This window comes from Methylobacterium sp. Leaf361, from assembly GCF_001424445.1.
Classification (GTDB): Bacteria; Pseudomonadota; Alphaproteobacteria; order Rhizobiales; family Beijerinckiaceae; genus Methylobacterium.
Map to the genome: position 1 here is coordinate 1 of NZ_LMPY01000009.1, position 26,424 is coordinate 26,424.

The following is a 26,424-nucleotide window of genomic DNA, read 5'->3' on the forward strand; positions in this document are numbered from 1 at the left end:
GATGGCCGAGGGCCAGGGGGAGACCAGAACGTCCACTTGGCGAAGCTTGGCAACAATCTCTTCAGCCGTATGCTTCTTCCGTCCCATGATGACATCCTCCACATGGCTCAAAGCCATACCTTAGGGAGGACCACTTTTCAGGGGGCAGGCCAGGCCTGTGGACGCGCGGCCTGCTGATCCGCCGTAGCCTGACTGATGGCAGCTTAGCGTACTTCACGACATGGTGCCCGGCCGGCACGTCGATCGCGACCCTGGCGGCGGTCGAGGGCCAGCGTTGGGCGATCGAGGACGCGTTCGAGACGGCCAAGACCGAACTCGGGCTCGCTCACAACGAGACCCGTTCCTGGCACGGCTGGCACCGGCACGTCAGCTTGGTGATGATGGCGTTTGCCCTGCTGGCGGTGATCCGCCATCACGCCAACGCACCGCCCCCAAAAAGACGGGCGCGGCCGAGACCGCGCGCGCGCTGATCCGTTGGTCGGTCCAGGAGATCCGCCGGATCGCCATGCGGCTGGCACAGCGGCGCATCCAGCCCGCTCACGTCATCGCATGGTCGCTCTGGCGAAGGGCGCATCAGGCGGCCGCCCGAAACGCACATCTCAAACGCCGTGCTTCAGCTGAAAGGGGACGTCGACGGCGTAAGCCCAGCGCGACAAACAGCAAGCGAAAACGCTCTAAAACGCAACTGTAATGTTAGGCATCGTCATCCTTGGTGCCGCCGTCCTCAAACCCATCGAACCCTTCCAAGGGCACGCCGGTCCGGTACACGTCGTACTTGCGCCCCAGCGCGTCCAGTTGCTTACCCGACGCTCCGATGACGAGGTCCCGATCGCCGTCCGGAACCTCGCGCAGCAGGCGCTCGCGGAAGTCTGCGTCAGGCTCGGGCTCGCTCATGCGTCACCTATGATCGCTTGGCCTTTAGGGCTTCCTCGACGAGGCGCCGGATGGCCTGGGAGCAGCGGGTTATGCCGCACCTTTCGCAAGCTCATTGATGGCCGTCGCCGGCACGAAACCGGAAGCTTCATCAATGCCGGCCTGCGTCACCTTCCATGTCAGATGGCCGCTTGGATGCTGGCCACGCTCGAGAAGACCGCGTTTGACGAGGGAACTTAGGACTCGGGTCAAAGCTCCTTCTGTGAAGTCCTCAGCGTTGAGTAGCACCTGCCGATCGGACCCAGGTATGGTTTCCAACCAAGCAGAGCGCTGAATATCGGCACGTCGCCAATAACGAGTCGTATCTCGAACTATTGCAGCGAGTACTCCACGCTGCTCTGTGCCGAGCCCTCGGGACATTACTCACACCCTATCGCTCAAATTTGACACTCAAGCTTAGCACTTATCCTCGTGTGTGAAAGGTACCTTCAGATAGCCCTTCGCCTTCAGGTGCTCAGCCAGGGCCTCGCGGATCGCCTCGGGGCGGGAGGGCTTCGGATCGGGCTGAGCCTCAATCCAGGCGTCAAGAGACGCTTCGAGCTCCGGGTACAGCCGGAGACCGATGGCCTTGCCGATCCCCGTAGGAGGGCGGCCCCGAGGTTTTCTGCTATCGGCTATTGACATCGTTCTTTGATGATAGCAGAAATGAACGAGCCGACCAAGAGCTTGCACCCTCTTGATCGGCCCTGACCACGCCCGTCCTCTGGAGACGATCATGGCTACCCGTCATTCTACAGCACCGGCGCGCGCCGGTGAACGCCCTCGCTTGCCCTCCGCCCTCTACAATCGCGCCAAGCCGCCGCTGGAGGCCGACGAGGAAGCCCCCGGCACCGTCGAGGCCTGGGAGGCCGTCGCACCGATCCGGCCGGACACCGCCCACGTCCGGGCCCCGCGCTTCCTCGACCTTGCCGGCGAGCTCGCCACCGCCGCCCTCCTCATCGCCGGGGGCGTGTTCGCCTACGGCTACCTGCCGGTCGCGTGAGGGAGGCCGCCATGAGGAAGCCGAACACCGCGAAGGCCGCTCCGGAGGCGCAGGATCTCCGCCAGCGTGCTGCCCAGGCACGCGATGCCGCTGGCCGGTTCAACAGGCGCCGCGCGCCCGCGGATGCGCCGTCCGCCGAGCCGGACCCCGCCCTCGCCGTCACGACCGTGTTCCGCGCCAGCTGGGACGCGCTGGGCAAGGTGCTGGACGCCGAGGCGCCCGACGACCTGGTCGCCGAGCTGGAGGACGCGCAGGGGGCTGCCTACGATCGCCTGAAGTCCGTGCGGCCGACCACACCCGCAGGCTATCGAGCCCTGGCCGAGTGCTGGGCCATCGTACTCAAGGGCCATCGTGGCGACGAGCCGGGCATGGCTGCCAGCGATCACGCCGCGGACTCGCTGATCGCTGGGGCGGCCGTGTGCGAGCCGGGGCAGCCGGTCGGTCATACCTCGATTGCCGAGGTGATCGCGATCGAGTTGGAGCGCCTGCGCGGCATCGCCATGGCTGAGTTCAATCGGCGCGTTGGGCCTGAGACCTCCGCCGGCGACATCGCACGCATCAGCCTTGAGCTGCGGCTCGACGTGCTGGCCAACGCTGCGCACCTCGACGACAGCATCCCTGGCCAGGTCGACGTGGCCAGCGCCAGCCTGCTCGAGTTGCGGGCGATCCGGGAGAAGATGGCCCTCCTATCGGATGTGGCCTACGGCTTGGCATCTCAGGACTGCTGCAAGGCAGGCAGCGGCGACCCCCGCGTCAGTTCCTATAATGCCGCTGGCTCGCTGATGCACTGGCTGGCCGACGAGTTCACGACCGTCGAGGATCGGGCCGGCGCCGAGCTGCAGCGCCGACGGCCCACGGACTTCTGGGACCGCAGGACACGCCTCGCGAACGTGGCCGAGCGCGTCATCCTGAACGGCGACGACGCTGAGACCGCCTCTCTTATCCAGGACCTCACGGCCTTCGCGGCCGAGCAAGCTGAGCATTGACCATGGCCAACGTCATTCCCTTCCGGCCGCGGCGGAAAGCGGTCGCCGTGCCCGACACCCGCGCTCGCATCGAAGGCGCCCTGGCCCTGGCTCTCGACGCGGTCGACCACCTCGTGGCCGCCCTGGACGAAATTGAAGGTGACCCGGACCTCGAGGACGGCGGCGACGCGGAGCCGAGCCTGGGGGCACCCGAGGGGCAGGCGTCGCAGATTGTTTGGCTGCGGGGTGGAGACGGCGACCTTGAGGGGGTGTGAATCGACCTCGAAGGGACTCACCATAAAGGGCAATTATCTCAGTGTCTTAGGGTGCGAATCGTGCTTGCAGGGACTCACCCCTTTTCGGCATCCACGCCCGCCCCTACCCCTGGGGACGAGCCTGAGACGAGCGTGGACGGCCAGCCGAAGCCGGCACGGCGATCCTCAGGCTGTCGGAAGCTGGCAGCGAGTCAGCCAATGGGCTGATCCTCACGAACGCCGCTCGCGCATCCGGTGCGCGCGGCAGCAGAACCAGAGTGGTCGCGCTGTTACCCGCAGCGTTACCCCGGTCGGTTCAGCGATGTTCTGAAACTAAGCTAAGTGATGGCGCGCCCGAAAGGATTCGAACCTCTGACCCCCAGATTCGTAGTCTGGTGCTCTATCCAGCTGAGCTACGGGCGCCTGACACGGCGGCGGGCTCTCGGCCCGCCGGTGTGAAGGGGCTTCTAGAGGCTCAGATCCGGCTTGGCAAGACACTTCGGACAAGGACTTCGCGCCCCGCGCATCGTACCCCGGATCCCGCTCTCTACGGGGCCCGGGCACTCGCGCGGACGCGCTCCTCCGCGGCCCGGATCGCCTCCGGCGTACCGACATGCAGCCACTGGCCGTCGAGCCGCATCCCGAACAGCCGCCCCGCCGCGATCGCCCGGTCGAACAGCAGGTTGAGCGAGAACGCGCCCTCCGGCGTGTCGGCGAAGAGGCCCGGCGTGAGGATCGCCACCCCCGCGTAGATGAACGGCGCCACTGCGCGCTCGCCGCGGCGCTCTAGGCGGCCGTCCGGATCCATCACGAAATCCCCGGCGCCCTCGTAGCCGAGGCTGGTGGCGGTCGGCGCCACCAGCAGCAGGCCGTCCATGCGGTCCCCGTCCCAGGTCTCGATCAGCCGGCGCAGGTTGGAGGCCGGCCCCTCGAGCCAGAACGAATCCGAGTTCAGCACCACGAACGGCGCGTCGCCCAGGAGCGGCAGCGCCTTGCGGATGCCGCCGCCCGTCTCCAGCAGCGCCGCGCGCTCGTCGGAGACGGTCGTGGCCGGTCCCGGGGCCGCCCCCTCGGCCCGGCGCGCAAGGTGCCCCTCGATCAGGTCGGCGAGGTAGTGGACGTTGACGATTGCGCTCCCGATCCCGGCCTCGGCGACCCGGTCGAGGGCGTGGTCGAGCAGGGCCTTGCCGGACACCTCCACCAGGGGTTTCGGCACGGTGGCGGTCACCGGCCGCATGCGCTTGCCCAGGCCCGCGGCCAGGACGAAGGCGCGGCTGACGGCGGGGCTGGGATCGCTCATGCGGTCGGGAATCCGGAGGTCAGGGGTCGGGCGCCGGGGCGACGAGGCCCGGCAGATGGTCCGCGTGCCAGGCCCGCAGACCGGCGAGCGCCGGATGGGCGAGGTTGCGGGCGAGGTAGCCCTCGATCCGCGGCAGGTGGGCGAGGTAGCCGGGCTTGCCGTCGCGCCGGTCGAGGCGCGCGAAGATGCCGAGGATCTTGGTGGCCCGCTGGGCCGCCAGCAGCGCGTAGGCGGTGGCGAAGGCCCCGACGTCGAAGGTCGGGTCCCGGCCGCGGCGCTCGCGGGCGTAGAGGCCGAGGAGCCGCAGCTCGAACTCCGCGCTGGAATCGACCCGGGCATCCTGCAGCAGCGAGGCGACGTCGTAGGCCGGGTGGCCCATGACGGCGTCCTGGAAATCGATCAGACCGACCCGCTCCAGCCCGTCGCGCTCGGGCAGCCAGATCAGGTTCGGGGAATGGTAGTCGCGCAGGGTCCAGGTCGGCCGATCGGGAATCGCCCCCTGGAGCGCCGCCCGCCACAGGTCGACGAAGGCCGCCCGCGCCTCCGCCGACAGGCTGACGTTCCGGATCGCCGGGGCGTACCATTCGGGCATCAGCTCCGCCTCGAACAGCAGCGCCTCCATGTCGTAGGGCGGCAGCCTGTGCTCGATCCCCTCGGCCACGGGCAGGACCGGGGGCAGCGGGTTGGCGTGGAGCTTGGCCAGCACGCGCACGGCCTCGGCGTAGCGCTCGGGCCGCGGGGCGCCGCCCTCGATCACCGGCTCGCTGCCGAGATCCTCCAGGATGAGCAGGCCCTCGGTCAGGTCCTCGCCGTAGATCTTCGGGGCCGAGAAGCCGAGTGCCCGCAGGCCGCGGTCGAGGGCCACGAAGGCGTGGACGCTCTCGGCGAGGTGCACGATCGCGCTGTAGGGCTTGCCGTCCCGCACCGGCGGCCCGTCGGGTCGCGGCGGCGCGATCATCAGCACGGCGCTGGTGCCGTCAGGCTTGGTCAGGCGCTCGTAGGCGCGGGAGGAGGCGTCCCCCTGCATCAAGGTCCGCTCGGCGATGTCCCAGCCGCTGCGGTCGAGGAGGCGGCGCACCGCGCGGGCCCGGTCGAGGCGGGCGCGCATGCCGCCGGTGCCGTCGATCCGCGCGAGCCGCGCCTCGGGGCCGAACTCCGCCCGCAGGGACAGGTCCACGTTCAGCACCGGGCCGGCGCGGGGCGGCATCCGGTCGGGCCACTCCACCAGGGTGATCGCGCCCTCGGCCATCTCGTCGAAGCCGAGTTCCACCAACTCGTCGGGGTCGCGCAGCCGGTACAGGTCGGCGTGGACGATCGGCCGGCCGTCGCGGGCCGCGTAGGGCTGGATCAGCGTGAAGGTCGGGCTCGGCACCTCCAGGCGCGGGTCGCCGGCGAGCTCGCGGATGACCGCGCGGGCGAGCGTGGTCTTGCCACCACCCAGGCCGCCGGACAGAGCCACGACGTCCCCGGGCATCAGGAACTCGGACAGGAACAGGCCGAGATCCTCGGTGGCCGTCTCCTCCGGCAGCACGAATTCCCAGGGCGCCGGATGCGCGGATGCCCCCGCAGCCCCTTCGGCCATCTGCCCGTCCCGCTCGTCTCCGCCCAAAGCCCGCCTCCGAGACCCGAAGACGCATGGTCCGAAAACACGCACCGGATGCAAGCGTTTCCGCCCGGAGCCGCGCGCTTCCCGCCCGCCCGGTGCATCGAAACCACGCTCGCGGGGGTGGCGAAAAACCGCGCCGGGGCCGGGAATCCGTCAGGCCCGGGCGTGGAACCCGTGCCGCCCCGGATCAGCCTCCCCGGAGAGCCCGACGCGCCACGCCTCGGCGTTCCAGGCCGCCGCCGCCGCGAGGGCGTCGGCCTCCGGCATCGGGCGGCCGAAATGGTAGCCCTGGCCCAGGGCGCAGCCCATCGCCGCGAGGGCCTCCGCCTCGGCGCGGCCCTCGATGCCCTCCGCGACCGCCACCACCCCGATCTCCTCGGCGAGCCGCAGGATGGTCTGGACGATCCGGCGATCGCGCGGTTCCGCCAGCATCGCCCGGACGAAGGCCCGGTCCACCTTGAGCGTGGTGATCGGCAGGGTGCTGAGATGGCTGAGCGAGGAGTAGCCGGTGCCGAAATCGTCCACCGCGATGCCGAGGCCGGCGGCGCGACAGCGCGCGAGGGCGGCCGCGGCCCCGGCCGGATCCTGCATCAGTGCGCTCTCGGTGACCTCGATCTTGAGGGCGCCGGGCGCGAGGCTGGTCCGGCGCAGCATCGCGTCGACGAGGCCCGGTATGTCCGCGCGGGCGAGATCCTGGGCCGTGACGTTGAAGCTCACGAACAGGGAGGGCTCGACGGAGGCGGGCGCGCGCAGGCCGGCCCGCAGGATGCGGGGCACGATCCGGCCGATCGCGTCGATCACCCAGGCGGTGATCGCCAGGATCAGGCCGTTCGCCTCGGCGGCCGGAATGAAGGCGGCGGGGGGCACGAGCCCGCGCTCGGGATCGTGCCAGCGGATCAGGGCCTCGAAGCCGGCGAGGCGCCCGGTGGCGAGCCGCACGATCGGCTGCAGGAACAGCGCGAACTCGTCCCGGGCCAGGGCGCGCCGCAGGGCGCGCTCCTGCGCGAGCGACGCGACCGTCGCGTCGAAATCGGCGCAGGCGGAGGGCGACGGCGGCGCCTGAAGCCCCTCGGCGGAAGCCGGCCCGAGGCGGGGCAGGGTCTCGCGGAGCCGGGCGATGAGCCCCTCGAGGCAGAGGCGCAGGATCGGATCGGCGCCGGCGAGCCGCTGGCGGATCTGCGCCACGTCCACCGGGACGAGCACGCAATCCGCCTCGGCGCGCGCGCCGGCGGAGCGCGGGAGGGCGTCGAGGATGGCCATCTCGCCGAAGATCTCGCCGGGGCCACGCCGGGCGAGCACGGCCTCAGCGCCGTCGCGCCGCCGGAAGATCGCGATGCGCCCGCTCAGGATCAGGTAGGCGCAGTGCCCGATCGCCCCCTCCTCGAACAGGACGGTGCCGGCCGGGAGAGTGACGGGATCGGAGAGGTCTTGCATCGGTCGGGGACGCTGCGCCTTCGCGGGGAAAGCCCGGCGCGAGCTTTGGCACAGCGGCCTTAAGATCGGATCAAGGGCCCGCCGGATCAGCCGCGCGGGATCCCGTGTGCCTTGATCCGCGAGGCCAGCGTCGTCGGCCGAAGGCCCAGGAGCGCGGCCGCGCCGCCCGGCCCGGAGATCCGGCCGCCCGCCAGCGCCAGGGCCGCGACGATCTCGGCGCGGTCGCGCGCCCGGCGCTCGGCCTCGCTGGCGGGCCGCCCCCCGGGCGGCGCGGCCGGGCTGGCCGCGTCCGCAGGTCCGGTCGCCTCACCGTCGGGCAGGTCGAGGCGGAGGCGCCCCCGGGCAGAGAGGATCACCGCCCGCTCGATCACGTTCTCCAGTTCCCGGACGTTGCCGGGCCAGGAATAGCGGCAGAGGCGGCGGACATCGCCCTCCGTGAGGCGCGGCTCCGGGACGGTGAGGCGGCGCGCGGCGACCCGGAGCAGGTGCTGGGCGATCGGCGGGATGTCCTCGGGCCGCTCGCGCAGGGGCCGCGCCTGGATCGGGAAGACGTTGAGGCGGAAGTAGAGGTCCTCCCGGAAGCGGCTCGCCCGGATCTCGGCGCGCAGGTCCCGGTTGGTGGCCGCGACCACGCGCACGTCCACCGCCCGCGTGCGCGCCTCGCCGACCCGCTCGAACGAGCGCTCCTGCAGGACGCGCAGCAGCTTGCCCTGGAGGTCGAGGGGGATCTCGCCGACCTCGTCGAGGAACAGCGTGCCGCCGTCGGCGAGTTCGAACCGGCCGATCCGGTCGCGCAGCGCCCCAGTGAAGCTGCCCTTGGCGTGGCCGAAGAACTCGCTCTCGAACAGCTCGCGGGGGATCGCCGCGCAGTTGACGCGGATCATCGGGCGGGCACTGCGGCGGCTGCCCTCGTGGATCGCCCGGGCGATCAGCTCCTTGCCGGTGCCGGATTCGCCGGTGATCAGCACGGTGGCGTCGGTGGCGGCGACGCGGTCGACCTGCCGGAGCGTCGCCGCGATGGCGGGCGAGCGGCCGATGATGCCCTGGTGCTGGCGCTCGGCCCGGATCTCCTCCTTCAGGTAGGCGTTCTCCAGCTCCAGGCGCTCCCGGAGGGAATCGACCTCGGCGAGTGCGCTCGTCAGGCGGGCCTCGGCCTCACGGCGCTGGCTGATGTCGCGGAACACGATGACGGCGCCGAGCAGGCGCCCCCGGTCGCGGATCGGCGTCGAGGTGTACTCGACCGGGAAGGCGGTGCCGTCGGCGCGCCAGAAGACCTCGTGATCGACCTGATGCACGGTCCCGTCCCGGAACGCCGCGTAGATCGGGCAGTCGCGGTGGGGGTAGTGGCTCCCGTCCGGGCGGGTGTGGTGCACGGCGGCGTGCATGTCCCGGCCGACGAGGTCGGCGGCCTCGCAGCCGAGCATGCGCGCGGCGGCCGGGTTGACGAAGGTGGTCACGCCCTCCGCGTTGACGCCGTAGATCCCCTCCCCGGCCGCGCGCAGGATCAGCTGGTTGCCCCGCTCGATGTCGCGGAAGATGCGCTCCACGCGCTGCCACTCCGAGAGGCCGGCGCGCATGTGGGCCTCGGCCTCGCCGTCGACCTGGCGGCGGTGGAGCGTGTCCGGGTCCGCCAGGGTGACGAGGAGGCGCATCGCGTCGCCCGGGAGCGGGAAGGCCGCGGTCTCGACCCGCAGGTCGCGCCCGGCCGCGTCGCGCGGCGCCAATGTGCGCGTCCACCAGTGCCCCCTGGCCAGCGCGGCCTCGGTGAAGACCGTGAGCGCCGGGAGCTGGCCCGGGAACAGGGCGCTCGCCCGTGCGCCGCGCAGCGCCGGGCGGCCGTAGCCGAGGAGGCGCGCCGCCGCCGGGTTGGCGTCCGCGACCCGGTCCTCCTCCGGCGCGAGCACCAGCATGGGATCCGGGCTCGCCTCGAAGACCGGCCCGAAGCTTCCGGCGGCACCGGACTCACGAGATATCGTCATTGGCTCACGATATCTCGTTTCCAACGAGATGTCGTGAGCGACATCCGGCGACCCAAACCTCTGGCAGACCGAGCGATTTCTCCGGCATCCCTTCTGGCACACCCTTTGCCGAGTGAGGCTGTCCGCCCGTCGGCCGGCACCGCTCCTGAAGGCGCGCCGCGACGACGCCCGGCGGATGTCCGCGTCCGGACGCGACCGTCCCCCCTCACCGGTCGCGGTCCGGACGCGCACCCGCACCGGGTGGGTGGGGCCGCGGAGCGCGCGGCCTCACCGGACCCATCGCAGATCGAGATCCGGGAGCCGACGATGAAGCGCGAAGACCTCACCGAGAAGCTTCTCGACATCAAGCGCGAGAAGGGGTGGAGCTGGAAGCACATCCACGCGGAGATCGGCGGCCTGTCGCCGTTCCTGATCACCGCGGCCTGCACGGGCCAGATGAAGCTCCCGAAGGCCCAGGCCAAGCGGGCGGCCGAGCTCTTCGGCCTCACCGCCGCCGAGGAGCGGATGCTCAACGAGCCGCCCTATCGCGGCTCGATCCCGTCCATGCCGCCCACCGACCCACTGATCTACCGGTTCTACGAGCTGGTGATGGTCTACGGAACGACCTTCAAGGAGCTGATCCAGGAAGAGTTCGGCGACGGCATCATGTCGGCGATCGACTTCAACATGGACATGGCCCGGGAGGCCAACAACAAGGGCGACCGCGTGAAGCTCACCATGTCGGGCAAGTTCCTGCCGTACAAGTACTACGGCAACGACGACGACACGCCGGAATACGGCTTCAAGGAGGGGTGAGCGACCCGCAAGGGCATCCCCCCGACCGGGATCCGACGGTCAGGCATCCGGATCGGGCCAGCGACACCGGCCGCGGCGCGCGACGCGCCGCCGTCCCTCACGCCGCCGCCGGGCGGCCCTCCGGCTCCAGGTAATCCTGCACCGGCCGCGCCGGGCCGCCGCGCATCAGCACGTAGAGGAACGGCACCAGCAGCAACGTCGCGGGCGTCGCGAAGGCGATGCCGCCCATGACCGCGCGGGCGAGCGCGGCGTTCTGCTCGCCGCCCTCGCCGGTCCCGAGCGCCATCGGGATGAGTCCCAAAAACATCGCCGAGGCGGTCATCAGCACCGGCCGCAGCCGGGTCTCGCCGGCCGTGATCGCCGCCTCCAGGGCGCTGCACCCGGTCTCCTCCCGGTGCTCCTTGGCGAAGGTGACGAGCAGGATCGAGTTCGCCGAGGCGATGCCCACCGACATGATCGCCCCGAAGATCGACGGGATCGAGAACGGCGTGCCGGTCACGAACAGCGCGAAGGTGATGCCGCAGAAGGCCATCGGCAGGGCGGCGATCACCACGAACGGGTCGCCCCAGCTCTGGTAGTTCACCGCCATCAGCAGGTAGACGGCGATCAGCGCGATGCCGAGGCCGATCTCCAGGCGGAAGAAGGCCGAGCGCATGTTCTCGATCTGGCCGCGGACGACGATCTTGTCCGGCGCCTCGAGGTTCTTCTGCTCGTCCTCGACGATCCTGTCGATCTCGCGCGCGACCGAGCCGAGGTCCCGGTCCTGCACCGAGGCGAAGATGTCGAAGGTCGGCTGGATGTTGACGTGGCTGATCATGGTCTGCGTCGGCGTCCGGCGGATGTCCGCGAGGCTCGACAGCAGGGTCAGCACCCCGGGACCGGAGCCGGAGGTCGCGGCGGCGCGCACGAACATCGGCGTGTTGCGCAGATCGGTGAGCGAGCTGTTGCGGTACTCGGGCGTCTGCACCCAGAGCTGGTAGGGGATGCCGGTCTTCGGGTCCGGCCAGAAGTTCGGCGTGACCTGGTAGCTGCCGGACAGCGAGATGTTCATGTTCTGCGCCACCTGCTGCTCGGTCAGCCCGAGTTCGGAGGCGAGGCGCCGGTCGACGTCGACGTAGAATTGCGGCTCGTTGACGATCTGCTGCAGGTGGACGTCGACGAGGCCCTTCGTGTGCTTCAGCCGCTGCACGATGCGCTGGGCGACCTCCAGGTCCTTCTCCTTGTGCCGGCCGGAGACCTGCACGTCGATCGGCGTGAGGACGCCGAAGTTCAGGATCTGGGTGATCATGTCGGCGGGCTGGAAGTAGACGACCACGTCGGGGAAGCGCTTCATGAGCACCTCCCGCAGGCGCTTCGTGTAGCCCGCCACCGGGCCGTGCCCCTCCTTCAGGCTGATCAGCATCTGCCCGTCATTGTAGGAGACGAACGAGCCGTCCGAGAACGCGAAGTTGTAGTTGTTCGACGGCAGGCCGATGTTCTGGAGGATCTGGTCGACCTCACCCGCCGGGATCACCTCGCGGACGGTGTCCTCGACCTCGGCGAAGACCTGCCGGGCGGTCTCGATGCGCATGCCGACGCGGGTGCGCAGATGCATGGTCATCTGGCTCGCCTCGATCTGCGGGAAGTAGTCCTGGCCGACGAAGACGAACAGCACGCCGGTCATGCCGAGCACGCCGCCGACGGCGCCCACGGTGACCATGCGGTGGCGCAGCACCGCGTGGAGCAGCCCGACATAGCCCCGGTGGAACCGCGCGAAGCCGCGCTCGAACGCGCCGTGGATCCGGCCGGCGAGCCGCAGCGCGGGGGCGCCCACGAGGCCGACGGCCCGGGCGATCCGGCCCCGCCGGGGCGCCGCGTGCTGCGCCGGGTGCGCGTCCCGGTGCGCGTCCCGGTCCTTGGCGTGCTTCTGGCGGTATTCCGGCGCCACGATCACGTCGATCAGGAGGGGCACCAGGGTCCGCGACAGCAGGTAGGAGGTCAGCATCGCGAACACGACCGCGAGCGCCTGCGGGGTGAACAGGTATTTCGGCGTGTCGGTGAGCGCGAACACGGCCGTGAAGGCCGCGCAGATCGCGAGCGTCGAGATCAGCGCCGGCTTGGCGATGCCGGCGGCGCCGTGGACCACGCTCTCGCGGAACTCCTCGCCCTCCTCGAACAGCCGGTAGGTGTTCTCGATCGCCACCGTGGCGTCGTCCACCAGGATGCCGACCGCGAGCGCCAGGCCGCCCAGCGTCATCACGTTGATGGTCTCGCCGAGCGCCGCCAGCACGGCGAGCGAGGTCATGACGCAGAGCGGGATCGAGATCAGCACGATGATCGTCGAGCGCCAGGAGCCGAGGAACAGCAGGATGGCGAGGCCGGTCAGGGCCGCCGCGGTCAGCGCCTCGTGGAGCACCCCCTCGATGGCGTTCGAGACGTAGACCGACTGGTCGAAGAGCGGCTTGATCGCCAGCCCCTCGGGCGCGGCGGCGCGGATCGTCGGCATCGCCGCCTTGACGTTGTTGACCACGCTCAGGGTCGAGGCGTTGCCGTTCTTGATGATCTGCATCAGCACCGCCTGCTGGCCGTCGGCGCTGACCACGTTGACCTGCGGCGGGCCGCCGTCGCGGACATAGGCGACGTCGCGCACCAGCACGGGCTGGCCGGCCACCACCTTGATCGGCGCGAGGTTCAGGGTCTCGATCGACGGCGGGGTGCCGTTGAGCTGGACGGGGTACTGCTGCTCGCCGATCTTGGCGAGGCCGGACGGCACGGTCAGATTCTGGGCCGTCATGGCGTTGGTGACGTCGAGCGGCGTCAGGCCGAGCGCCTGGAGGGCGTTGAGGTCGAGGTCGACCATGATCTGCCGGGGCGCGCCGCCGAAGGGCGACGGCAGGGTCGAGCCCGGGACCTGCGCCAGGGTCTGGCGGATCCGGTACTGGGCGTAGTCGTAGACTTGGTTGAGGCTCTCCTTGGCCGAGGTCAGGGCGAGCTGGATCACCGGCACCGAGGAGGCGGAGTAGCGCACGATCACCGGCGGCTGCGTGCCGGGGGGCATCACGGCACGGATCGAGTTGGTCGAGGACACCACCTGGGCAATGGCGAGATTGAGGCTGACGGTGGGCTCGAAGTAGATCCGCTGCACCGCCGTGCCCTGGAGCGTCGTCGACTCCATGCGGCGGATGTTGTTGACGTTGTTGGAGATGCCGTACTCGGCGTAGGTCGTGATGCGCTGTTCCATCTCCGGCGCCGAGAGGCCGGTATAGGTCCAGACCACCACGACGACCGGGATGTCGACGACCGGCAGCACGTCCTTCGGCGCGACGACGATCGCCCCGACGCCGCCGAGCATCATCAGGACCGCGAGCACGTAGGTCGTGATCCGGAACTTGAGCGCGTAGAGGACGAGGCCCATGCGGTCTCCGCCGTCCGGCCCCGGGCCGGCAACTCCGCGTTGTATACCGGCTCACCGGCTAAACCCGGACTGTTTCGCTATCACGTCCGGTCAGGCAAGGGACGGGCCGCGTCGCCGCAGGTTCGGGATGGCGGCGGCCTCGCGCCCGCGCCGGCGTCCGCGAAGACCCGGCACGGCGGGCCGGGCCGCGTCACCTCGGGATGCGGGTGCCGGACGGGGAGAGCGTTCCCGGCGCGCCGTCCCGGGGTCTGCCGGGCGACGGGCCGGCCGGATCAGCGCAGCAGGGCGGACTTGTCGACCTGCAGCGCCCCGGCGATCTCGTCGAGCGCCTTGTGCTCGACCTCGCTGATGCCGTCGATATCGGCCACGTCCGCGCCGATCAGGAACACGTCCTGGCGCTGCTCGATCGGACGATCCGCGATGGCGCCGACATGGCGCAGGTTCTCCAGCCGCCCGGCCCGGGTCTTGGCCCGGGTGATCGCCTCGTAGAGCTCCTGCTCGACGCGCAGCGTGTCGTAGGATTTCTCGAGGATCGGGTTGGCGCGGATGCCGGTGATCGCCGACTCGATCTCCTCCTCGCCCACGTCGCCATCGGCCACGATGACGTTGGCGGCGGACGAGACCGCGGCCTGCAGGAAGACCGCGTCGCCCGCGTACGACATGATCGTGCGGCCGAACCGAAGGATGGCGTCCTGGAAAATGCTCATGCCGACCTCCCGTCGGGCCTGAGATGGCGGATATTGTGGCGGCGGAGTCAAGATGCGGCCGAGCTTAAGCCCGGGATCCCGGAGGACTAGTCCTGGCGCGGCGGGATCAAGTGGCGGGCTCGTGGCCCGGCCAGTCCCGCCCGAGATGGGCGGCGACGCGGGCCGGATCGTCGCCGACCGCCGCCACGGCGGCCTCGACCTGCTCCACCGGGACCATGAACCGGCGCGCCCAGTAGGCCCGCTCCCAGGCATGGGCGATGTTGACGGCCCGGGGCTCGATCGGGTCCTGCACGCTCTGGTCGGTCATCGGCCTTCCGCATCTGGCGAGGGCCGGGCGGCCCTCCGGCGTGGAGAACGCCGGCCGGGCCCGATCGGGTCCGCGCAGCGAGCGGGGCCCGGTCCGCGGCGAGGACACGCCGCCGTCATCGCGCGCGCAGCGAAGCAAGGACGACCAGGCTCACCGGCCGCCTGTCAGCAGCAGCGGAAGCCCGCGGTGTTGCCGACCCCGAAGCGGGCGTTCTCCCGGTTGCGGAAGAACTCCACCTCGCTCATCGGCGCCTGGTCGGGATGGGTGCGGCGGACATGCTCGGCATAGGCCGCATAGTCCCCCTGCCCGACCATCAGGCGGGCGCCGTCGCAGACGCACTTGGACAGCGTCCGGATCCGGTCCCGCAGGTTCGACGACGGCAGCATGGGACCTCCTACTCGGCCGGGACCATGTGCGGCTCGGTCTCCAGCGCGGTCCAGCGATCGGCGCGCCACGCCTTCAGGCAGGCGGCGATGCCGAAGCCCGCGATGGCGACGACGAGGCCGATGAACAGGGCCGCCAGCACCGCGTCGATCCGGTCGTTGAGGATGATCTGGCTCATCTGGTCGGCGTTCTTGGCAGGCGCCAGGATCTTGCCCTCCGCGGCGGCGGCCGCGTAGCGCTCGGCGTGGGCCAGGAAGCCGATCTTCGGGTCGGCCGAGAAGATCTTCTGCCAGCCGGCCGTGAGGGTGCAGATGCACAGCCACGCGGTGGGGATGATGGTCACGAACGCGTAGCGCTCGCGCTTCATCTTGAAGATCACCACCGTGCAGAGCGTCAGCGCCACCGCGGCCAGCATCTGGTTCGAGATGCCGAAGAGCGGCCACAGGGTGTTGATGCCGCCGAGCGGGTCGGTCACGCCCTGATAGAGGAAGTAGCCCCAGGCCCCCACCGAGATGGCGGTCGCCGCGATGCTCGGACCCCACGACGTGGTGTTCTTGAACGACGGCACCGCGAGCGCCACGAGGTCCTGCACCATGAACCGGCAGGCGCGGGTGCCCGCGTCCACCGCCGTGAGGATGAACAGCGCCTCGAACAGGATCGCGAAGTGGTACCAGAAGGCCATCATCGCCTTGCCGCCGATGGCGGACGAGATGATGTGGGCCATGCCGACCGCGAGGGTCGGCGCGCCGCCCGCCCGCGAGATGATCGTGTGCTCGCCGACGTCGGCGGCGGTCTGGGTGATGACCTCCGGCGTCGTGGCGAAGCCGAGCTTGGTCACCGCGGCGGCGGCGGTCTCGGGCGTCGTGCCGACGAGGGCCGCGGGCGAGTTCATGGTGAAGTAGACGCCCGGGTCGATCACGCAGGCCGAGACCAGCGCCATGATCGCCACGAAGGATTCCATCAGCATTCCGCCGTAGCCGATGAAGCGGGCGTCGGACTCGCTGGCGATCAGCTTCGGGGTGGTGCCCGACGAGATCAGGGCGTGGAAGCCCGAGACCGCGCCGCACGCGATGGTGATGAACAGGAACGGGAACAGGCTGCCCGCCCAGACCGGGCCGGTGCCGTCCACGAACTTGGTGACCGCCGGCATCTGCATGTGCGGGGCGACGAAGGCGATGCCCAGCGCCAGTCCGACGATGGTGCCGATCTTGAGGAAGGTCGACAGGTAGTCGCGCGGGGCCAGCAGCAGCCAGACCGGCAGGATCGACGCCACGAAGCCGTAGCCGATCAGCATCCAGCAGAGCTGCGGGCCCGTGAAGGTGAAGGCCGGCCCCCAGACCGGGCTCGCCGCCACCGAGCCGCCGGCGACGATGGCCAGCATCAGCAGGACGAAGCCGAGGATCGAGACCTCGCCGATCTTGCCCGGGCGGATGTAGCGGGAATAGACGCCCATCAGCATGGCGATCGGGATCGTCGACATCACCGTGAAGGTGCCCCAGGGGCTCTCGGCCAGCGCCTTGACGACGATCAGCGCCAGCACGGCGAGCAGGATCACCATGATCAGGAAGGTGCCGAACAGGGCGATGATGCCGGGAATCGTGCCGAGCTCGGCCCGGATCAGCTCGCCGAGCGAGCGGCCGTCCCGGCGCATCGACACGAACAGGACCATGAAGTCCTGCACGGCGCCCGCGAGGACCACGCCGGCCAGGATCCACAGCATGCCGGGCAGGTAGCCCATCTGGGCGGCGAGCACCGGGCCGACCAGCGGGCCCGCGCCCGCGATCGCCGCGAAGTGGTGGCCGAACAGGACGCCGCGGTTGGTGGGCACGTAGTCGAGCCCGTCGTTGTGGCGCACCGCGGGGGTCGCGCGCTTCGGGTCGAGCCGCATCACCTTGTCGGCGATGAACTGGGAATAGTAGCGGTAGGCGATGAGGTAGACGCAGACCGCCGCGACCACGATCCAGAGGGCGTTGATCGTCTCGCCGCGCTGGCTCGCCACGATCGCCAGCGCCGCGGCGCCGAGCGCCCCCACGAGGGCCCAGGGCCCGTGCCTGCCGATCGCCGAACCCATGTCCCACTCCCTGACCGAACGCCTCGCGCGCGGGGCCACGCGCGGGAGGCTCCGGCTGGGACTTCGTGGTCCCGGGCTACACGGGCGGGTTATCCTATTGGTCCGCCGTTGACGCAAGCGATCCGAGCTGTGATGCAGCGTCGGCGGCGGCACGACGCCCAATCTGTCACATCGGGTCCCCCGGCACGGCCCCGACCCCCTTCACGGCCCGGCTGCCGAGCTCCGTCGCCGCCCGCCGTCGGAGATGGAAGGGCGCCGGCGCGGTCGGGCCCGCGAGGAGCGCACGACAATGGCGAAGGTCGCATTCCTGGGTCTCGGCGTGATGGGCGGCCCGATGGCCGGACACCTCGCCAAGAAGGGTGGCCACGACGTCACCGTCTACAACCGCACCACCCCGAAGGCCGAGGCCTGGGTGAAGACCTACGGCGGCGCCCACGCGCCCACGCCCCGGCAGGCCGCCGAGGGCGCCGAGATCGTGTTCGCCTGCGTGGGCAACGACGACGACCTGCGCAGCGTCGTGCTGGGCGACGACGGGGCGCTCGCCGGCATGAAGCCCGGCGCGGTGTTCGTCGATCACACCACGGCTTCCGCCGAGGTCGCGCGGGAGCTCGCCGCGGCGGCCGAGGCCAAGGGGCTCGGCTTCATCGACGCGCCGGTCTCCGGCGGCCAGGCGGGCGCCGAGAACGGCGTGCTCACCGTGATGTGCGGCGGCGACGCGGCGACCTACGCCAAGGTCGAGGGCGCGATCGGGTCCTTCGCCCGCGCCTGCCGGCTGATGGGCCCGGTGGGCGCCGGCCAGCTCACCAAGATGGTCAACCAGATCTGCATCGCCGGCCTCGTCCAGGGCCTGTCGGAGGGCGTCCACTTCGCCAAGCGCGCCGGCCTCGACGTCGAGGCGGTGCTCGACGTGATCTCCAAGGGCGCCGCCGGCTCCTGGCAGATGGAGAACCGCGGCAAGACCATGAACGCGGGCAAGTTCGACTTCGGCTTCGCGGTCGACTGGATGCGCAAGGATCTCGGCATCCTGCTCGACGAGGCCCGCCGCAACGGCGCCAAGCTCCCGGTCTCGGCCCTCGTCGACCAGTTCTACGCCGAGGTGCAGGCCATGGGCGGCAACCGCTGGGACACGTCGAGCCTCGTGGCGCGGCTGGAGCGCTGACGCCTCCGGCCTTCGCCCGGAGCCGAGGACCGGGCAAGACGCGACAGGCTCCCTCTCACGCGCGAGAGGGGGCCGCCTGGATCGCGGCGCCGCGCGCGCCGGTCTCCCCCGGCGGGTCGGACGCTCGTCTCAGAACAGTTCCTCGACCCCCGCGGATTCCGGATCCACCCAGCGCCACGCCTCCCCCATCTGGTGGCGGAACCACGTGACCTGGCGCTTGGCGTAGGCGCGCGTATCCGCCTGCCCCCGGACGATCGCCGCTTCGAGGCTCATCGCCCCGTCGAGGTGGGCGATCAGGCCCGGCACCCCGTGGGCGCGCATCACCGGCAGCATCGGGTCGAGATCGCGCGCGCGCAGGCGGGCGACCTCGTCCAGCGCCCCCTCGGCGATCATGGTCCGGAAGCGGGCGTCGATCCGGGCGCGCAGCACCGCCCGGTCGGGTGCCAGGAAGATTCTCTGGAGGTTCCGGCCGGCGAGCGGGCCGGGAACGGGATCGCCGTAGAAGCTGGCGATCGGCCGGCCCGTCGCGAGAAAAATCTCCAGGGCGCGCATCACCCGCATCCGGTCGCTCGGCCGCAGGCGGGCGGCCCCCTCGGGATCGTGCCGGCCGAGCTCGGCGTGCAGCGCCTCGGTCGGGCGGCCCTCGGCCGCGTCCCGCACCTGCCGCCGCACGACGTCGGGCACCGGCGGCAGTTCCGAAAACCCCTGCTCCAGCGCCCGGAAGTACAGGCCGGTGCCGCCGACGAAGACCGGCAGGCGCCCGCCGAGCGTCGCCAGCAGCGCCGCCGCGTCCCGCGAGAAGTGCCCCGCGGAGTAGTTCACGGCGCCGTCGACGTGGCCGTAGAGCCGGTGAGGGACCCGCGCCTCCTCGTCCGGGTCGGGCCGGGCGGTCAGGCGGCGCAGGTCCGCGTAGACCTGCATGGAATCGGTGTTGATCACCACGCCGCCGTGACGCTCCGCCAGCCGGGCGGCCAGCGCCGACTTGCCCGACGCGGTGGGCCCTGCGATGAGGACCGCGGCCGGGCGCCCCCCGGCTTCCCCCCGGTCTGGCGGCAAGGCGAAACTCCACGATGCTGGTCGCGGTCCTGATAGCAAACCCGGATCGGCCGTCCATCACCGACGCGGTGCTGGCCGAGACGCGCGCCGTGCTGCGGACGGAGCACCAGCCCCGGATCCTGCACGGCGAGGTGGCGGCCGAGCTGCTGGTGCCGGGCGAGCCCGCGGCCGCGGCGGCCCTCACCGACAGGCTTCGCACGGCGCTGGCCGGCGAGCCGATCGACCTCGCGGTGCTGCCCGCCGACGCGCACAGGCGCAAGCGCCTGTTCCTGGCCGACATGGATTCCACCATGATCGAGCAGGAATGCATCGACGAGCTCGCCGGGACGCTCGGCCTCAAGGACCACGTGGCGGCGATCACCGAGCGGGCAATGCGGGGCGAGATCGCCTTCGAGCCGGCCCTGCGCGAGCGCGTCGCGCTCCTGAAGGACATCCCGGTCGGCGCGGTCGACGGGCTGATCGCCGAGCACCTGACCCTGACCCCGGGCGGCGGCACGCTGGTGCGGACGATGCGGGCGCACGGCGCCCATACCTGCCTGGTCTCCGGAGGCTTCACGCTGTTCACCGGCCCGATCGCCGCGATGATCGGCTTCGACGAGCACCGGTCCAACGTGCTGGGCGTGGCGGACGGGCGGCTCACCGGCCTGGTGGAGGACCCGATCGTCGGGAAGGCCGAGAAGCGCGCGACGCTGATCGCGCTCCGCGCGCACCTGGGCCTCGGCGCCGCCGAGACCCTCGCGGTCGGCGACGGGGCCAATGACCTCGACATGCTGGGCGAGGCCGGCCTCGGGGTGGCGTTCCGGGCCAAGCCCGCGGTCGCGGCCGCGGCGCGGGTCCGGGTCGAGCACGGCGACCTCACCGCGCTCCTGTACCTGCAGGGCTACGCGGCGGCAGAGTTCGTGGGGTGAGGCTCGTGGAGGGTGCGGGTCAGGGCGATAACCGCGCCGAGCACGGCGAGCGTCTGAAAGCCGATCGCGCCGACGAGCCAGCGCACCGTCTCGACCTTCGCGGAGGCGATCGCGCCCTTCACGGCCTCGATGTCGGCCTTGGTCTTGAGGCGCAGACTGTCCAGGCCTGCTTTGATCTCCATCCGTAGGCCTTCGAGGCCAGCCGTCGTGGAGAGGCGAAGCGTCTCGATATCGGAGGTGGTCGAGAGCCGGAGATTGTCGCTGTCGGCCTTGGTCGTCACGCGAAGGCTTTCGATATCCCCCTGGGTCGCGAGCCGAAGCGCTTCGGTGTCGGCACGGCTCTGGATTTTCAGGGCCTCGATGTCACCACGGACCATCTGAATATCGGCTCGCAGCTCGTAGATATCGGCCTTCGTCGCCAGATTGCTGTCGAAGACGTCCACCAGCGCGTCGGCCAGGCCTTCCGCCTGCTCGGGCGACAGCTTCGCCGTCTCCCGCAGGGCGCGGGCGAACTTCAGGGTGTCGAACGCAACGGCCGCCATGGGTCCGAACCCGCCCGAGCCGCACCGACTCGCGGCCCCAGTGTGCCGTGCCGCGGCGCAGCGTCAATGTGGGACCCCTGAACGCGCGAGGGCCGCCGCTCCCCGCGGAGCGACGGCCCTCGGCGATGCAGGTGAGGCCGCTCAGTCGAGGCCGACGGCCACGAAGCGCACGTCGCCGGTGGCGCCCGCCACCAGCAGCAGCACCGACTTGCGCCCGTCCTTCTTGAGGGCGTCGATCCGCTTGGTCACCTCCGCGGGGGTGCTGACCGACTCCTGGCCGACCTCGACGATCACCTCGCCGGGCTGGATCCGCTTGTCGGCGGCGGTCGAGTTGGGGTCGACCCGGGTGACGACCACGCCCTTCACGGTGTCCTTGATGGAGTACTTCTTGCGCAGCTCGTCGGTCATGCCGGAGAGGTTGAGGCCCAGCGCCTGCCGGGTCGCGCTCTCGGGCTCCGGCTGGCGCAGGTTGGCGAGCTGCGGCTTGTCGCCGTCCTCCAGGCGGCCGAGGGTGACGGGCTTCGTCACCTCCTCGCCCTTGCGCATGACGACCACGTCGACCTTCTGGCCGACCGGGGTCGAGGCGACGATGCGCGGGAGGTCGCCCGAGGCCTTCACCGGCGCGCCGTTGAACTTCAGGATCACGTCGCCGACCTCGATCCCGGCGGTCTTGGCCGGTCCCTTCTCGTCGACGCCGGCCACCAGGGCGCCCCGCGCGCCGCCCTTGAGGTTGAGCGCCTCGGCGGTGGTGTCGTCGACGTTCTGGATGCGCACGCCGAGCCAGCCGCGGCGGACCTCGCCGAAGTCGCGGAGCTGGTCGATCACGGGCTTGGCCGTGCCCGACGGGACCGCGAAGCCGATGCCCACCGAGCCGCCGGTCGGCGACAGGATCGCCGTGTTGATGCCGATCACCTCGCCGTCCATGTTGAACAGCGGGCCGCCGGAATTGCCCTTGTTGATGGCCGCGTCGGTCTGGATGTAGTTGTCGTAGGGTCCGGACTCGATGTTCCGGCCCCGCGCCGAGACGATGCCGGCCGAGACCGAGCCGCCGAGCCCGAACGGGTTGCCGATGGCGATGACCCAGTCACCCGGCCGCATCTTGTCGGAATCGCCGAACGGCACCGCCTTCAGCGTGCGGTCGGCCGGGGGCTTCACCCGCAGGACCGCGAGGTCGATCTTCGAATCTTTGCCGACGATCTCCGCCTTCAGCTTGGTGCCGTCGTGCAGGATGACCTGGATGTCGTTGGCGTCCCCGATGACGTGGTTGTTCGTCACCACGAGGCCGGCGGAATCGATGATGAAGCCGGAGCCCAGCGAGTTCGACTTGCGCTGCTGGCGCGGCCCGTCGCCGTCACCGCCGCCGCCGCCACGGCCGCCGCGCCGGTTGAAGAACTCCTCGAACAGGTCCTCGAACGGCGTGCCCGGGGGCACCTGCGGCCCAGCGCGGCCGGCCCGGGCCTCGACCGTGGTCGACGCGGAGATGTTCACCACCGCGTCGGTGACCTGCTCGGCGAGGTCGGCGAGGGAGGCCGGCCCCTTGGCGAAGGCCGGGACCGGCAGGGCGGCCGCGGCCACGGAGACGCTGACGGAGGCGCCGATCAGGATCGAGGCCATCAGCGCGCGGGCGCGGGAGCGGGGCTGCGCCGGGGCGCGGCCGAACGGCGCCTCGGGGGCGCTCGCGACGGGGTGCATGGTCGACCTCTTCAAGAACGCGTTTCCGGTCCCGCGGGCCTCGACCGATGGCCGACCGCCCGCGGGTTGTCCTGCACGGTAATCCCCGGGCGCCGGGGCGCCAACGGGCTCCCTCAGCGCGCCGTCCCCGCCGTGGAGCCGGTCGTCGACCCGGTGGTGGCGCTCGGATCGGCCGGCCCGCGCGGTCCGCGGGCAGCCGGGGCGGGTGCCCGGCCCTGCGGATCGCTGAAGAAGCGGAAGAAGTCCGTGTTCGGGCTGATCACCAAGCGGGTGTCGGATCCCTTCAGCCCGCTCTCGTAGGCCTGCATCGAGCGGTAGAAGCTGAAGAAGTCCGCGTCCTTGCCGAACGCTTCGGCGAGGATGCGGTTCTTGTCCGCGTCACCCTGTCCGCGCAGCTGCTCGGATTTCTGCGTCGCCTCGGCGAGGATCACCGTGACCTCGCGGTCGGCCTTGGCGCGGATCGTGGCGGCGATCTGGTCGCCGTTGGCGCGGATGTCGGCGGCCTCGCGCTCGCGCTCGGTCTTCATCCGCCGGTAGACGGCGGCCGAGTTCTGCGCGGGCAGGTCGACGCGGGTCAGGCGCAGGTCGACGATCTCGATGCCGAGCGCCTTGGCCTGACGGTTCACGTCCTCCTGGATCTGGTGCATCAGCTGCCCGCGATCGGTCTTCACGATCGCGTCGCGGGTCGAGCGGGCGAGCACGTTGCGCAGCCCGGAATTGGCGAAGCTCGCGAGCCGCTGGTTGGCCAGCCCGACATTGCCCACCGCCTGGTAGAAGCGCAGCGGATCGACGATCCGGTAGCGGGCGAAGGCGTCCACCTCCAGGTTCTGCCGGTCGGCGGTGAGCACCGTCTGGACCGGCAGGTCGAGGTCGAGCACGCGCTTGTCGAAGACGACCACGTTCTCCATGAACGGGATCTTGAAGTACAGGCCGGGCTTGTCCTCGCCGGTGGCGTTGAGGACGGCCCGGACGCGGCCGAACTGCAGGACGAGCGCCTGCTGCATCTGGCCGACGGTGAAGATCGAGGCGTAGAGGCCGATCGCGACGATGGCCGCGACCACGATCAGGCCGGTGCGGAGAGCCTGTTTCATCGGGCAGCTCCCGTCTGGGTCTGGGCGCGGGCGCCGAACTCGGAGAGCGGCAGCACCGGCAGCACGCCGGCCGCGGTGGCACCGCCGGACTGCGGCCCGTTCTGGTCGATGATCACCTTGTTCACGGAGCCCAGGACCTTCTCCATCGTCTCCAGGAAGATCCGCTCGCGGCTGATCGCCGGGGCGGCCTTGTAGGAGGCGTAGACCTCGCTGAAGCGCGCGGCCTGGCCGGTGGCGTCGGCGGTCGCCTTCGTCCGGTAGGCCTCGGCCTGCTGGACGATCTGGGACGCCTTACCGCGGGCCTGAGGCACCTCGCGGCTGGCGTAGGTCTTGGCCTCGTTCTGCGCCGTGTCGGCGTCCTGCTGGGCCGCGTTCACGTCGATGAAGGCGGGGCGCACTTCCGGCGGCGGGTTGACCGAGACGAGCTGCACCACCTCGATGCGCACGCCGGCGCCGTACTCGTCGAGCGCCTTCTGGACCATCTCCTTGACCTCCTGGGCGATGCTCGACTGCTCGTTGGTGAGGATCGCCTGGATGTTGCGGCGGCCGATCACCTCGCGCATCGCGCTCTCGGAGATCGCCTTGATGGTGCCCTCCGGATTCTGGAGGTTGAACACGAAGTCGGAGGCCTTCAGCGGGTTGACCCGCCACTGCACCTCGAAGTCGAGATCGACGATGTTCTCGTCGCCGGTGAGCATCAGGCTCTCGTCCGGCACGTCGCGGTTGCGGCCCTGCCCGTTCGGGCCGGCGCGGAAGCCGATCTGGATCGAGTTCTGGGAGCCGACATCCGGCTTCACCACCCCGCCGATCGGATAGGGGAAGTTGTAGCGCAGGCCCTCGCCCTTGGTGCCGACGTAGCGGCCGAAGATGGTCTCGATGCCGACCTGACGGGGGTAGACGGTGTAGAAGCCGGTCGCGAGCCAGATGGCGACGGCCAGGACGGCGATCACCGCCGCGCTGCGACCGCCGCCGACGCCGGTCGAGCCGCCGCCGCCGTAACCGCCGCCCGAACCGCCACCGCCGCCCGGGATCAGACCGCGCAGGCGGTCCTGCCCGCGCCGGAGCAGGTCCTCGAGGTTCGGCGGCGTCTTGCCACCGCCGCCGCCGCTGCCGCCACCCCAGGGACCACCGCCGTTACCGCCGGGCCGGCCCCAGGGCCCCCCGCCGCCGCTCTGATTGCTCCAAGGCATCCTAGCCGTCGTCTCCTGCCTGTCCGCGCCCGGCCCACGTCCCGACCGGCGCCCCCTGCCTGAACGGCCACGCTCGCCCGCCTAGTCCCGACCATCCGGACCGATCGCACCGCGACCGCTCCCGGCTGGAGGCCTTGAGGGCCCGCACGCGCATCTTCCCGCAGGATGTGCAGGCCCGGCGTGAGCGCGCGCACCCGACAGGCACCTGCGGGCGCACGCCCCGTGCTGTCAAGGCTGGCAGGTGGGCATGCGCGGCGCGGAACGCAAATGCGGCGGCGCGCCTCAGCGTGCGCGCTCCCAGTCGACGAAGGCGAAGGCGTGCTCGTCCCGCGGGCCCGCCGGGTGCGCCTCGCGGAACGTCTCCCGGAAGCGGGCGCGGTCGAAGGCGGGGAATCGCACGTCGCCGGCGGGCTCGGCCTCGACCTCGGTGAGGTGGAGCCGGTCGGCGTGCGGGAGCGCGAGCGCGTAGATCTCGGCGCCGCCGACCACCATCAGCTCCGCCCCGGCGGCGGCCAGCGCGGAGTCCCAGTCGTGGACGGTCTCGACCCCCTCGGCGCGGAAGCCCGTGTCCCGGGTCAGCACCAGGGTGCGGCGCCCCGGCAGGGGCCGGCCGATCGAATCCCAGGTGCGCCGGCCCATCAGCATCGGCTTGCCCATGGTCAGGGCCTTGAAGCGCTTGAGATCGCTGGAGAGATGCCAGGCGAGCCCGTTGTCGCGGCCGATCACGCCGTTGCGGGCGACGGCGGCGACCAGGGAAACGATCGGGCTCATACCGCCACCGGGGCCGCGATGGCGGGATGCGGGTCGTAGTTCTCGATGGCGATGTCCTCGAACCGGAAGGCGAAGAGGTCGCGCACCTCCGGGTTGAGCCGCAGGTGCGGCAGCGGGCGCGGCTCCCGGGCCAGGAGGGTGCGGGTCTGCTCCAGGTGGTTCCTGTAGAGGTGCGCGTCGCCGAAGGTGTGGACGAAGTCGCCGACCCCGAGGCCGGCCACCTGGGCGATCATGTGGGTCAGGAGGGCGTAGCTCGCGATGTTGAACGGCACGCCCAGGAAGGCGTCCGCCGAGCGCTGGTAGAGCTGGCAGGAGAGCCGCCCCTCGCTGACGTAGAACTGGAACAGGCAGTGGCAGGGCGCGAGGGCCATCCGGTCGAGGTCGGCCGGGTTCCAGGCCGACACGATCAGGCGGCGGGAATCGGGGTTGCGCCGGATCTCGTCGAGCACCCAGGCGATCTGGTCGACCGTGCCGCCGCCGGGCCTCTCCCAGGAGCGCCACTGCTTGCCGTAGACCGGGCCGAGATCGCCGTGCTCGTCCGCCCACTCGTCCCAGATCGTCACGCCGTTCACCTTCAGCGCCGCCACGTTGGTGTCGCCCGCCAGGAACCAGAGCAGCTCGTGGATGATCGAGCGCAGGTGCAGCCGCTTCGTGGTGACGAGCGGGAAGCCCGCCGACAGGTCGAAGCGCATCTGGTGGCCGAACACCGAGAGCGTGCCGGTGCCGGTGCGGTCGTCCTTGGCGACGCCCGCGTCGAGGATCCGCCGGAGCAGGTCGTGATAAGCGTCCATCGCCCATTCCTGCGCGCCGGCGCGCCGGCCGGCAAGCGCGCCGCCGCCATATGTCCACCGCCGTCGCGCGGGAGCCGCTCCGGCGCAGGCCTGCGCGCGGCGCCCTGTCGGCC

At 71.0% G+C, this 26,424-nt stretch carries 23 protein-coding genes, 1 tRNA gene and 1 pseudogene; 7 read left to right on the forward strand and 18 right to left on the reverse strand.

Going from position 1 to position 26,424, the window contains the following annotated elements:
* Positions 1-152: 152 nt before the first annotated feature.
* A pseudogene (locus ASG32_RS32250) lies at positions 153-470 on the forward strand (IS701 family transposase); the annotation flags it as partial.
* A 223-nt stretch (positions 471-693) separates the two neighbouring features.
* Here ASG32_RS32250 and ASG32_RS07940 read toward each other — a convergent pair.
* Positions 694-894 carry a hypothetical protein gene (locus tag ASG32_RS07940; RefSeq protein WP_056524313.1) on the reverse strand — a complete coding sequence of 67 codons (201 nt, stop codon included), beginning with the start codon at positions 892-894 and terminating at the stop codon, positions 694-696.
* A gap of 805 nt (positions 895-1,699) precedes the next feature.
* Between ASG32_RS07940 and ASG32_RS07945 the strand changes: the two genes are divergently transcribed.
* Genes ASG32_RS07945 through ASG32_RS07955 form a run of 3 tightly spaced genes read left to right on the forward strand, consistent with a single transcriptional unit; the run spans position 1,700 to position 3,155 of the window.
* Complete coding sequence (locus ASG32_RS07945; protein WP_244491851.1) at positions 1,700-1,915, forward strand: hypothetical protein; 216 nt, start codon at positions 1,700-1,702, stop codon at positions 1,913-1,915.
* 11 nt (positions 1,916-1,926) lie between these two features.
* Complete coding sequence (locus tag ASG32_RS07950) at positions 1,927-2,901, forward strand: hypothetical protein (RefSeq protein ID WP_056524318.1); 975 nt, start codon at positions 1,927-1,929, stop codon at positions 2,899-2,901.
* Between the two features lie 2 nt (positions 2,902-2,903).
* Positions 2,904-3,155, forward strand: coding sequence for a hypothetical protein (locus ASG32_RS07955; protein WP_056524321.1), 252 nt, complete (start codon positions 2,904-2,906; stop codon positions 3,153-3,155).
* A 325-nt stretch (positions 3,156-3,480) separates the two neighbouring features.
* Here ASG32_RS07955 and ASG32_RS07960 read toward each other — a convergent pair.
* The 5 genes from ASG32_RS07960 to ASG32_RS07980 form a co-directional block, all read right to left on the reverse strand.
* Positions 3,481-3,557 (reverse strand) — tRNA-Arg (locus tag ASG32_RS07960).
* Between the two features lie 124 nt (positions 3,558-3,681).
* The gene (locus ASG32_RS07965; RefSeq protein WP_020091274.1) at positions 3,682-4,434 is read right to left on the reverse strand and encodes a nucleotidyltransferase family protein; all 753 of its coding nucleotides are present in this window, start codon (positions 4,432-4,434) and stop codon (positions 3,682-3,684) included.
* A gap of 19 nt (positions 4,435-4,453) precedes the next feature.
* A complete protein-coding gene (gene tsaE, locus ASG32_RS07970; protein WP_056524324.1) occupies positions 4,454-6,016 on the reverse strand; it encodes a tRNA (adenosine(37)-N6)-threonylcarbamoyltransferase complex ATPase subunit type 1 TsaE in 1,563 nt (520 codons plus the stop codon).
* A gap of 177 nt (positions 6,017-6,193) precedes the next feature.
* The gene (locus ASG32_RS07975; protein ID WP_056524327.1) at positions 6,194-7,474 is read right to left on the reverse strand and encodes an EAL domain-containing protein; all 1,281 of its coding nucleotides are present in this window, start codon (positions 7,472-7,474) and stop codon (positions 6,194-6,196) included.
* Between the two features lie 86 nt (positions 7,475-7,560).
* Positions 7,561-9,453, reverse strand: a complete 1,893-nt coding sequence (locus tag ASG32_RS07980) for a sigma 54-interacting transcriptional regulator (RefSeq protein ID WP_056524331.1) — start codon at positions 9,451-9,453, stop codon at positions 7,561-7,563.
* 306 nt (positions 9,454-9,759) lie between these two features.
* Between ASG32_RS07980 and cynS the strand changes: the two genes are divergently transcribed.
* The gene (cynS, locus tag ASG32_RS07985; RefSeq protein ID WP_056524576.1) at positions 9,760-10,248 is read left to right on the forward strand and encodes a cyanase; all 489 of its coding nucleotides are present in this window, start codon (positions 9,760-9,762) and stop codon (positions 10,246-10,248) included.
* A 97-nt stretch (positions 10,249-10,345) separates the two neighbouring features.
* Here the strand turns inward: cynS and ASG32_RS07990 are convergent, their stop codons facing one another.
* The 5 genes from ASG32_RS07990 to ASG32_RS08010 all read right to left on the reverse strand — a co-directional run bounded on the left by ASG32_RS07990 (position 10,346) and on the right by ASG32_RS08010 (position 17,111).
* Positions 10,346-13,642, reverse strand: a complete 3,297-nt coding sequence (locus tag ASG32_RS07990) for an efflux RND transporter permease subunit (RefSeq protein ID WP_056524334.1) — start codon at positions 13,640-13,642, stop codon at positions 10,346-10,348.
* 272 nt (positions 13,643-13,914) lie between these two features.
* Entirely contained in the window at positions 13,915-14,349 is a 435-nt protein-coding gene (locus tag ASG32_RS07995) for a tellurite resistance TerB family protein (RefSeq protein ID WP_020091280.1), read from the reverse strand.
* Between the two features lie 106 nt (positions 14,350-14,455).
* Complete coding sequence (locus ASG32_RS08000) at positions 14,456-14,656, reverse strand: DUF3606 domain-containing protein (protein WP_020091281.1); 201 nt, start codon at positions 14,654-14,656, stop codon at positions 14,456-14,458.
* Between the two features lie 164 nt (positions 14,657-14,820).
* Complete coding sequence (locus ASG32_RS08005; protein WP_020091282.1) at positions 14,821-15,042, reverse strand: YbdD/YjiX family protein; 222 nt, start codon at positions 15,040-15,042, stop codon at positions 14,821-14,823.
* Between the two features lie 8 nt (positions 15,043-15,050).
* Complete coding sequence (locus ASG32_RS08010) at positions 15,051-17,111, reverse strand: carbon starvation CstA family protein (RefSeq protein ID WP_056524336.1); 2,061 nt, start codon at positions 17,109-17,111, stop codon at positions 15,051-15,053.
* 289 nt (positions 17,112-17,400) lie between these two features.
* Here ASG32_RS08010 and ASG32_RS08015 point away from each other — a divergent pair, with 289 nt between their 5' ends.
* Complete coding sequence (locus tag ASG32_RS08015) at positions 17,401-18,270, forward strand: NAD(P)-dependent oxidoreductase (protein WP_056524339.1); 870 nt, start codon at positions 17,401-17,403, stop codon at positions 18,268-18,270.
* 129 nt (positions 18,271-18,399) lie between these two features.
* Here the strand turns inward: ASG32_RS08015 and miaA are convergent, their stop codons facing one another.
* On the reverse strand, positions 18,400-19,326 hold the full coding sequence (gene miaA / locus ASG32_RS08020; protein ID WP_056524343.1) for a tRNA (adenosine(37)-N6)-dimethylallyltransferase MiaA: 927 nt from the start codon (positions 19,324-19,326) through the stop codon (positions 18,400-18,402).
* Between the two features lie 14 nt (positions 19,327-19,340).
* Between miaA and serB the strand changes: the two genes are divergently transcribed.
* Positions 19,341-20,234, forward strand: coding sequence for a phosphoserine phosphatase SerB (gene serB / locus ASG32_RS08025; RefSeq protein WP_056524348.1), 894 nt, complete (start codon positions 19,341-19,343; stop codon positions 20,232-20,234).
* Here serB and ASG32_RS08030 read toward each other — a convergent pair.
* From ASG32_RS08030 to ASG32_RS08055, 6 genes are all read right to left on the reverse strand, one after another.
* On the reverse strand, positions 20,207-20,776 hold the full coding sequence (locus tag ASG32_RS08030; RefSeq protein ID WP_056524351.1) for a coiled-coil domain-containing protein: 570 nt from the start codon (positions 20,774-20,776) through the stop codon (positions 20,207-20,209). The genes serB and ASG32_RS08030 overlap by 28 nt on opposite strands.
* A 141-nt stretch (positions 20,777-20,917) precedes the next feature.
* On the reverse strand, positions 20,918-22,468 hold the full coding sequence (locus ASG32_RS08035; RefSeq protein WP_056524354.1) for a DegQ family serine endoprotease: 1,551 nt from the start codon (positions 22,466-22,468) through the stop codon (positions 20,918-20,920).
* Between the two features lie 113 nt (positions 22,469-22,581).
* Positions 22,582-23,559 carry a protease modulator HflC gene (locus ASG32_RS08040; protein WP_056524357.1) on the reverse strand — a complete coding sequence of 326 codons (978 nt, stop codon included), beginning with the start codon at positions 23,557-23,559 and terminating at the stop codon, positions 22,582-22,584.
* Positions 23,556-24,749 (reverse strand): FtsH protease activity modulator HflK, encoded by a 1,194-nt coding sequence (hflK, locus tag ASG32_RS08045; protein ID WP_056524361.1) that lies wholly within the window; start codon positions 24,747-24,749, stop codon positions 23,556-23,558. The genes ASG32_RS08040 and hflK overlap by 4 nt, the downstream gene beginning before the upstream one ends.
* Positions 24,750-25,031: 282 nt before the next feature.
* On the reverse strand, positions 25,032-25,520 hold the full coding sequence (locus ASG32_RS08050) for a dihydrofolate reductase (protein ID WP_020091291.1): 489 nt from the start codon (positions 25,518-25,520) through the stop codon (positions 25,032-25,034).
* The gene (locus tag ASG32_RS08055) at positions 25,517-26,311 is read right to left on the reverse strand and encodes a thymidylate synthase (protein ID WP_056524364.1); all 795 of its coding nucleotides are present in this window, start codon (positions 26,309-26,311) and stop codon (positions 25,517-25,519) included. The genes ASG32_RS08050 and ASG32_RS08055 overlap by 4 nt, the downstream gene beginning before the upstream one ends.
* Positions 26,312-26,424: the final 113 nt, after the last annotated feature.

What these genes read in the sequence shown, in the direction of transcription:
- ASG32_RS07975 (WP_056524327.1), bottom strand. Translation starts at nt 7,474, where the DNA reads ATGCAAGACCTCTCCGATCCCGTCACTCTCCCGGCCGGCACCGTCCTG.
- serB (WP_056524348.1), top strand. Translation starts at nt 19,341, where the DNA reads ATGCTGGTCGCGGTCCTGATAGCAAACCCGGATCGGCCGTCCATCACC.
- cynS (WP_056524576.1), top strand. Translation starts at nt 9,760, where the DNA reads ATGAAGCGCGAAGACCTCACCGAGAAGCTTCTCGACATCAAGCGCGAG.
- ASG32_RS08000 (WP_020091281.1), bottom strand. Translation starts at nt 14,656, where the DNA reads ATGACCGACCAGAGCGTGCAGGACCCGATCGAGCCCCGGGCCGTCAAC.
- ASG32_RS08030 (WP_056524351.1), bottom strand. Translation starts at nt 20,776, where the DNA reads ATGGCGGCCGTTGCGTTCGACACCCTGAAGTTCGCCCGCGCCCTGCGG.
- ASG32_RS07995 (WP_020091280.1), bottom strand. Translation starts at nt 14,349, where the DNA reads ATGAGCATTTTCCAGGACGCCATCCTTCGGTTCGGCCGCACGATCATG.
- ASG32_RS08040 (WP_056524357.1), bottom strand. Translation starts at nt 23,559, where the DNA reads ATGAAACAGGCTCTCCGCACCGGCCTGATCGTGGTCGCGGCCATCGTC.
- ASG32_RS07965 (WP_020091274.1), bottom strand. Translation starts at nt 4,434, where the DNA reads ATGAGCGATCCCAGCCCCGCCGTCAGCCGCGCCTTCGTCCTGGCCGCG.
- ASG32_RS08010 (WP_056524336.1), bottom strand. Translation starts at nt 17,111, where the DNA reads ATGGGTTCGGCGATCGGCAGGCACGGGCCCTGGGCCCTCGTGGGGGCG.
- hflK (WP_056524361.1), bottom strand. Translation starts at nt 24,749, where the DNA reads ATGCCTTGGAGCAATCAGAGCGGCGGCGGGGGGCCCTGGGGCCGGCCC.
- ASG32_RS07950 (WP_056524318.1), top strand. Translation starts at nt 1,927, where the DNA reads ATGAGGAAGCCGAACACCGCGAAGGCCGCTCCGGAGGCGCAGGATCTC.
- ASG32_RS07990 (WP_056524334.1), bottom strand. Translation starts at nt 13,642, where the DNA reads ATGGGCCTCGTCCTCTACGCGCTCAAGTTCCGGATCACGACCTACGTG.
- ASG32_RS07955 (WP_056524321.1), top strand. Translation starts at nt 2,904, where the DNA reads ATGGCCAACGTCATTCCCTTCCGGCCGCGGCGGAAAGCGGTCGCCGTG.
- tsaE (WP_056524324.1), bottom strand. Translation starts at nt 6,016, where the DNA reads ATGGCCGAAGGGGCTGCGGGGGCATCCGCGCATCCGGCGCCCTGGGAA.
- ASG32_RS08050 (WP_020091291.1), bottom strand. Translation starts at nt 25,520, where the DNA reads ATGAGCCCGATCGTTTCCCTGGTCGCCGCCGTCGCCCGCAACGGCGTG.
- ASG32_RS07980 (WP_056524331.1), bottom strand. Translation starts at nt 9,453, where the DNA reads ATGACGATATCTCGTGAGTCCGGTGCCGCCGGAAGCTTCGGGCCGGTC.
- ASG32_RS08055 (WP_056524364.1), bottom strand. Translation starts at nt 26,311, where the DNA reads ATGGACGCTTATCACGACCTGCTCCGGCGGATCCTCGACGCGGGCGTC.
- ASG32_RS07940 (WP_056524313.1), bottom strand. Translation starts at nt 894, where the DNA reads ATGAGCGAGCCCGAGCCTGACGCAGACTTCCGCGAGCGCCTGCTGCGC.
- ASG32_RS08015 (WP_056524339.1), top strand. Translation starts at nt 17,401, where the DNA reads ATGGCGAAGGTCGCATTCCTGGGTCTCGGCGTGATGGGCGGCCCGATG.
- ASG32_RS08035 (WP_056524354.1), bottom strand. Translation starts at nt 22,468, where the DNA reads ATGCACCCCGTCGCGAGCGCCCCCGAGGCGCCGTTCGGCCGCGCCCCG.
- ASG32_RS08005 (WP_020091282.1), bottom strand. Translation starts at nt 15,042, where the DNA reads ATGCTGCCGTCGTCGAACCTGCGGGACCGGATCCGGACGCTGTCCAAG.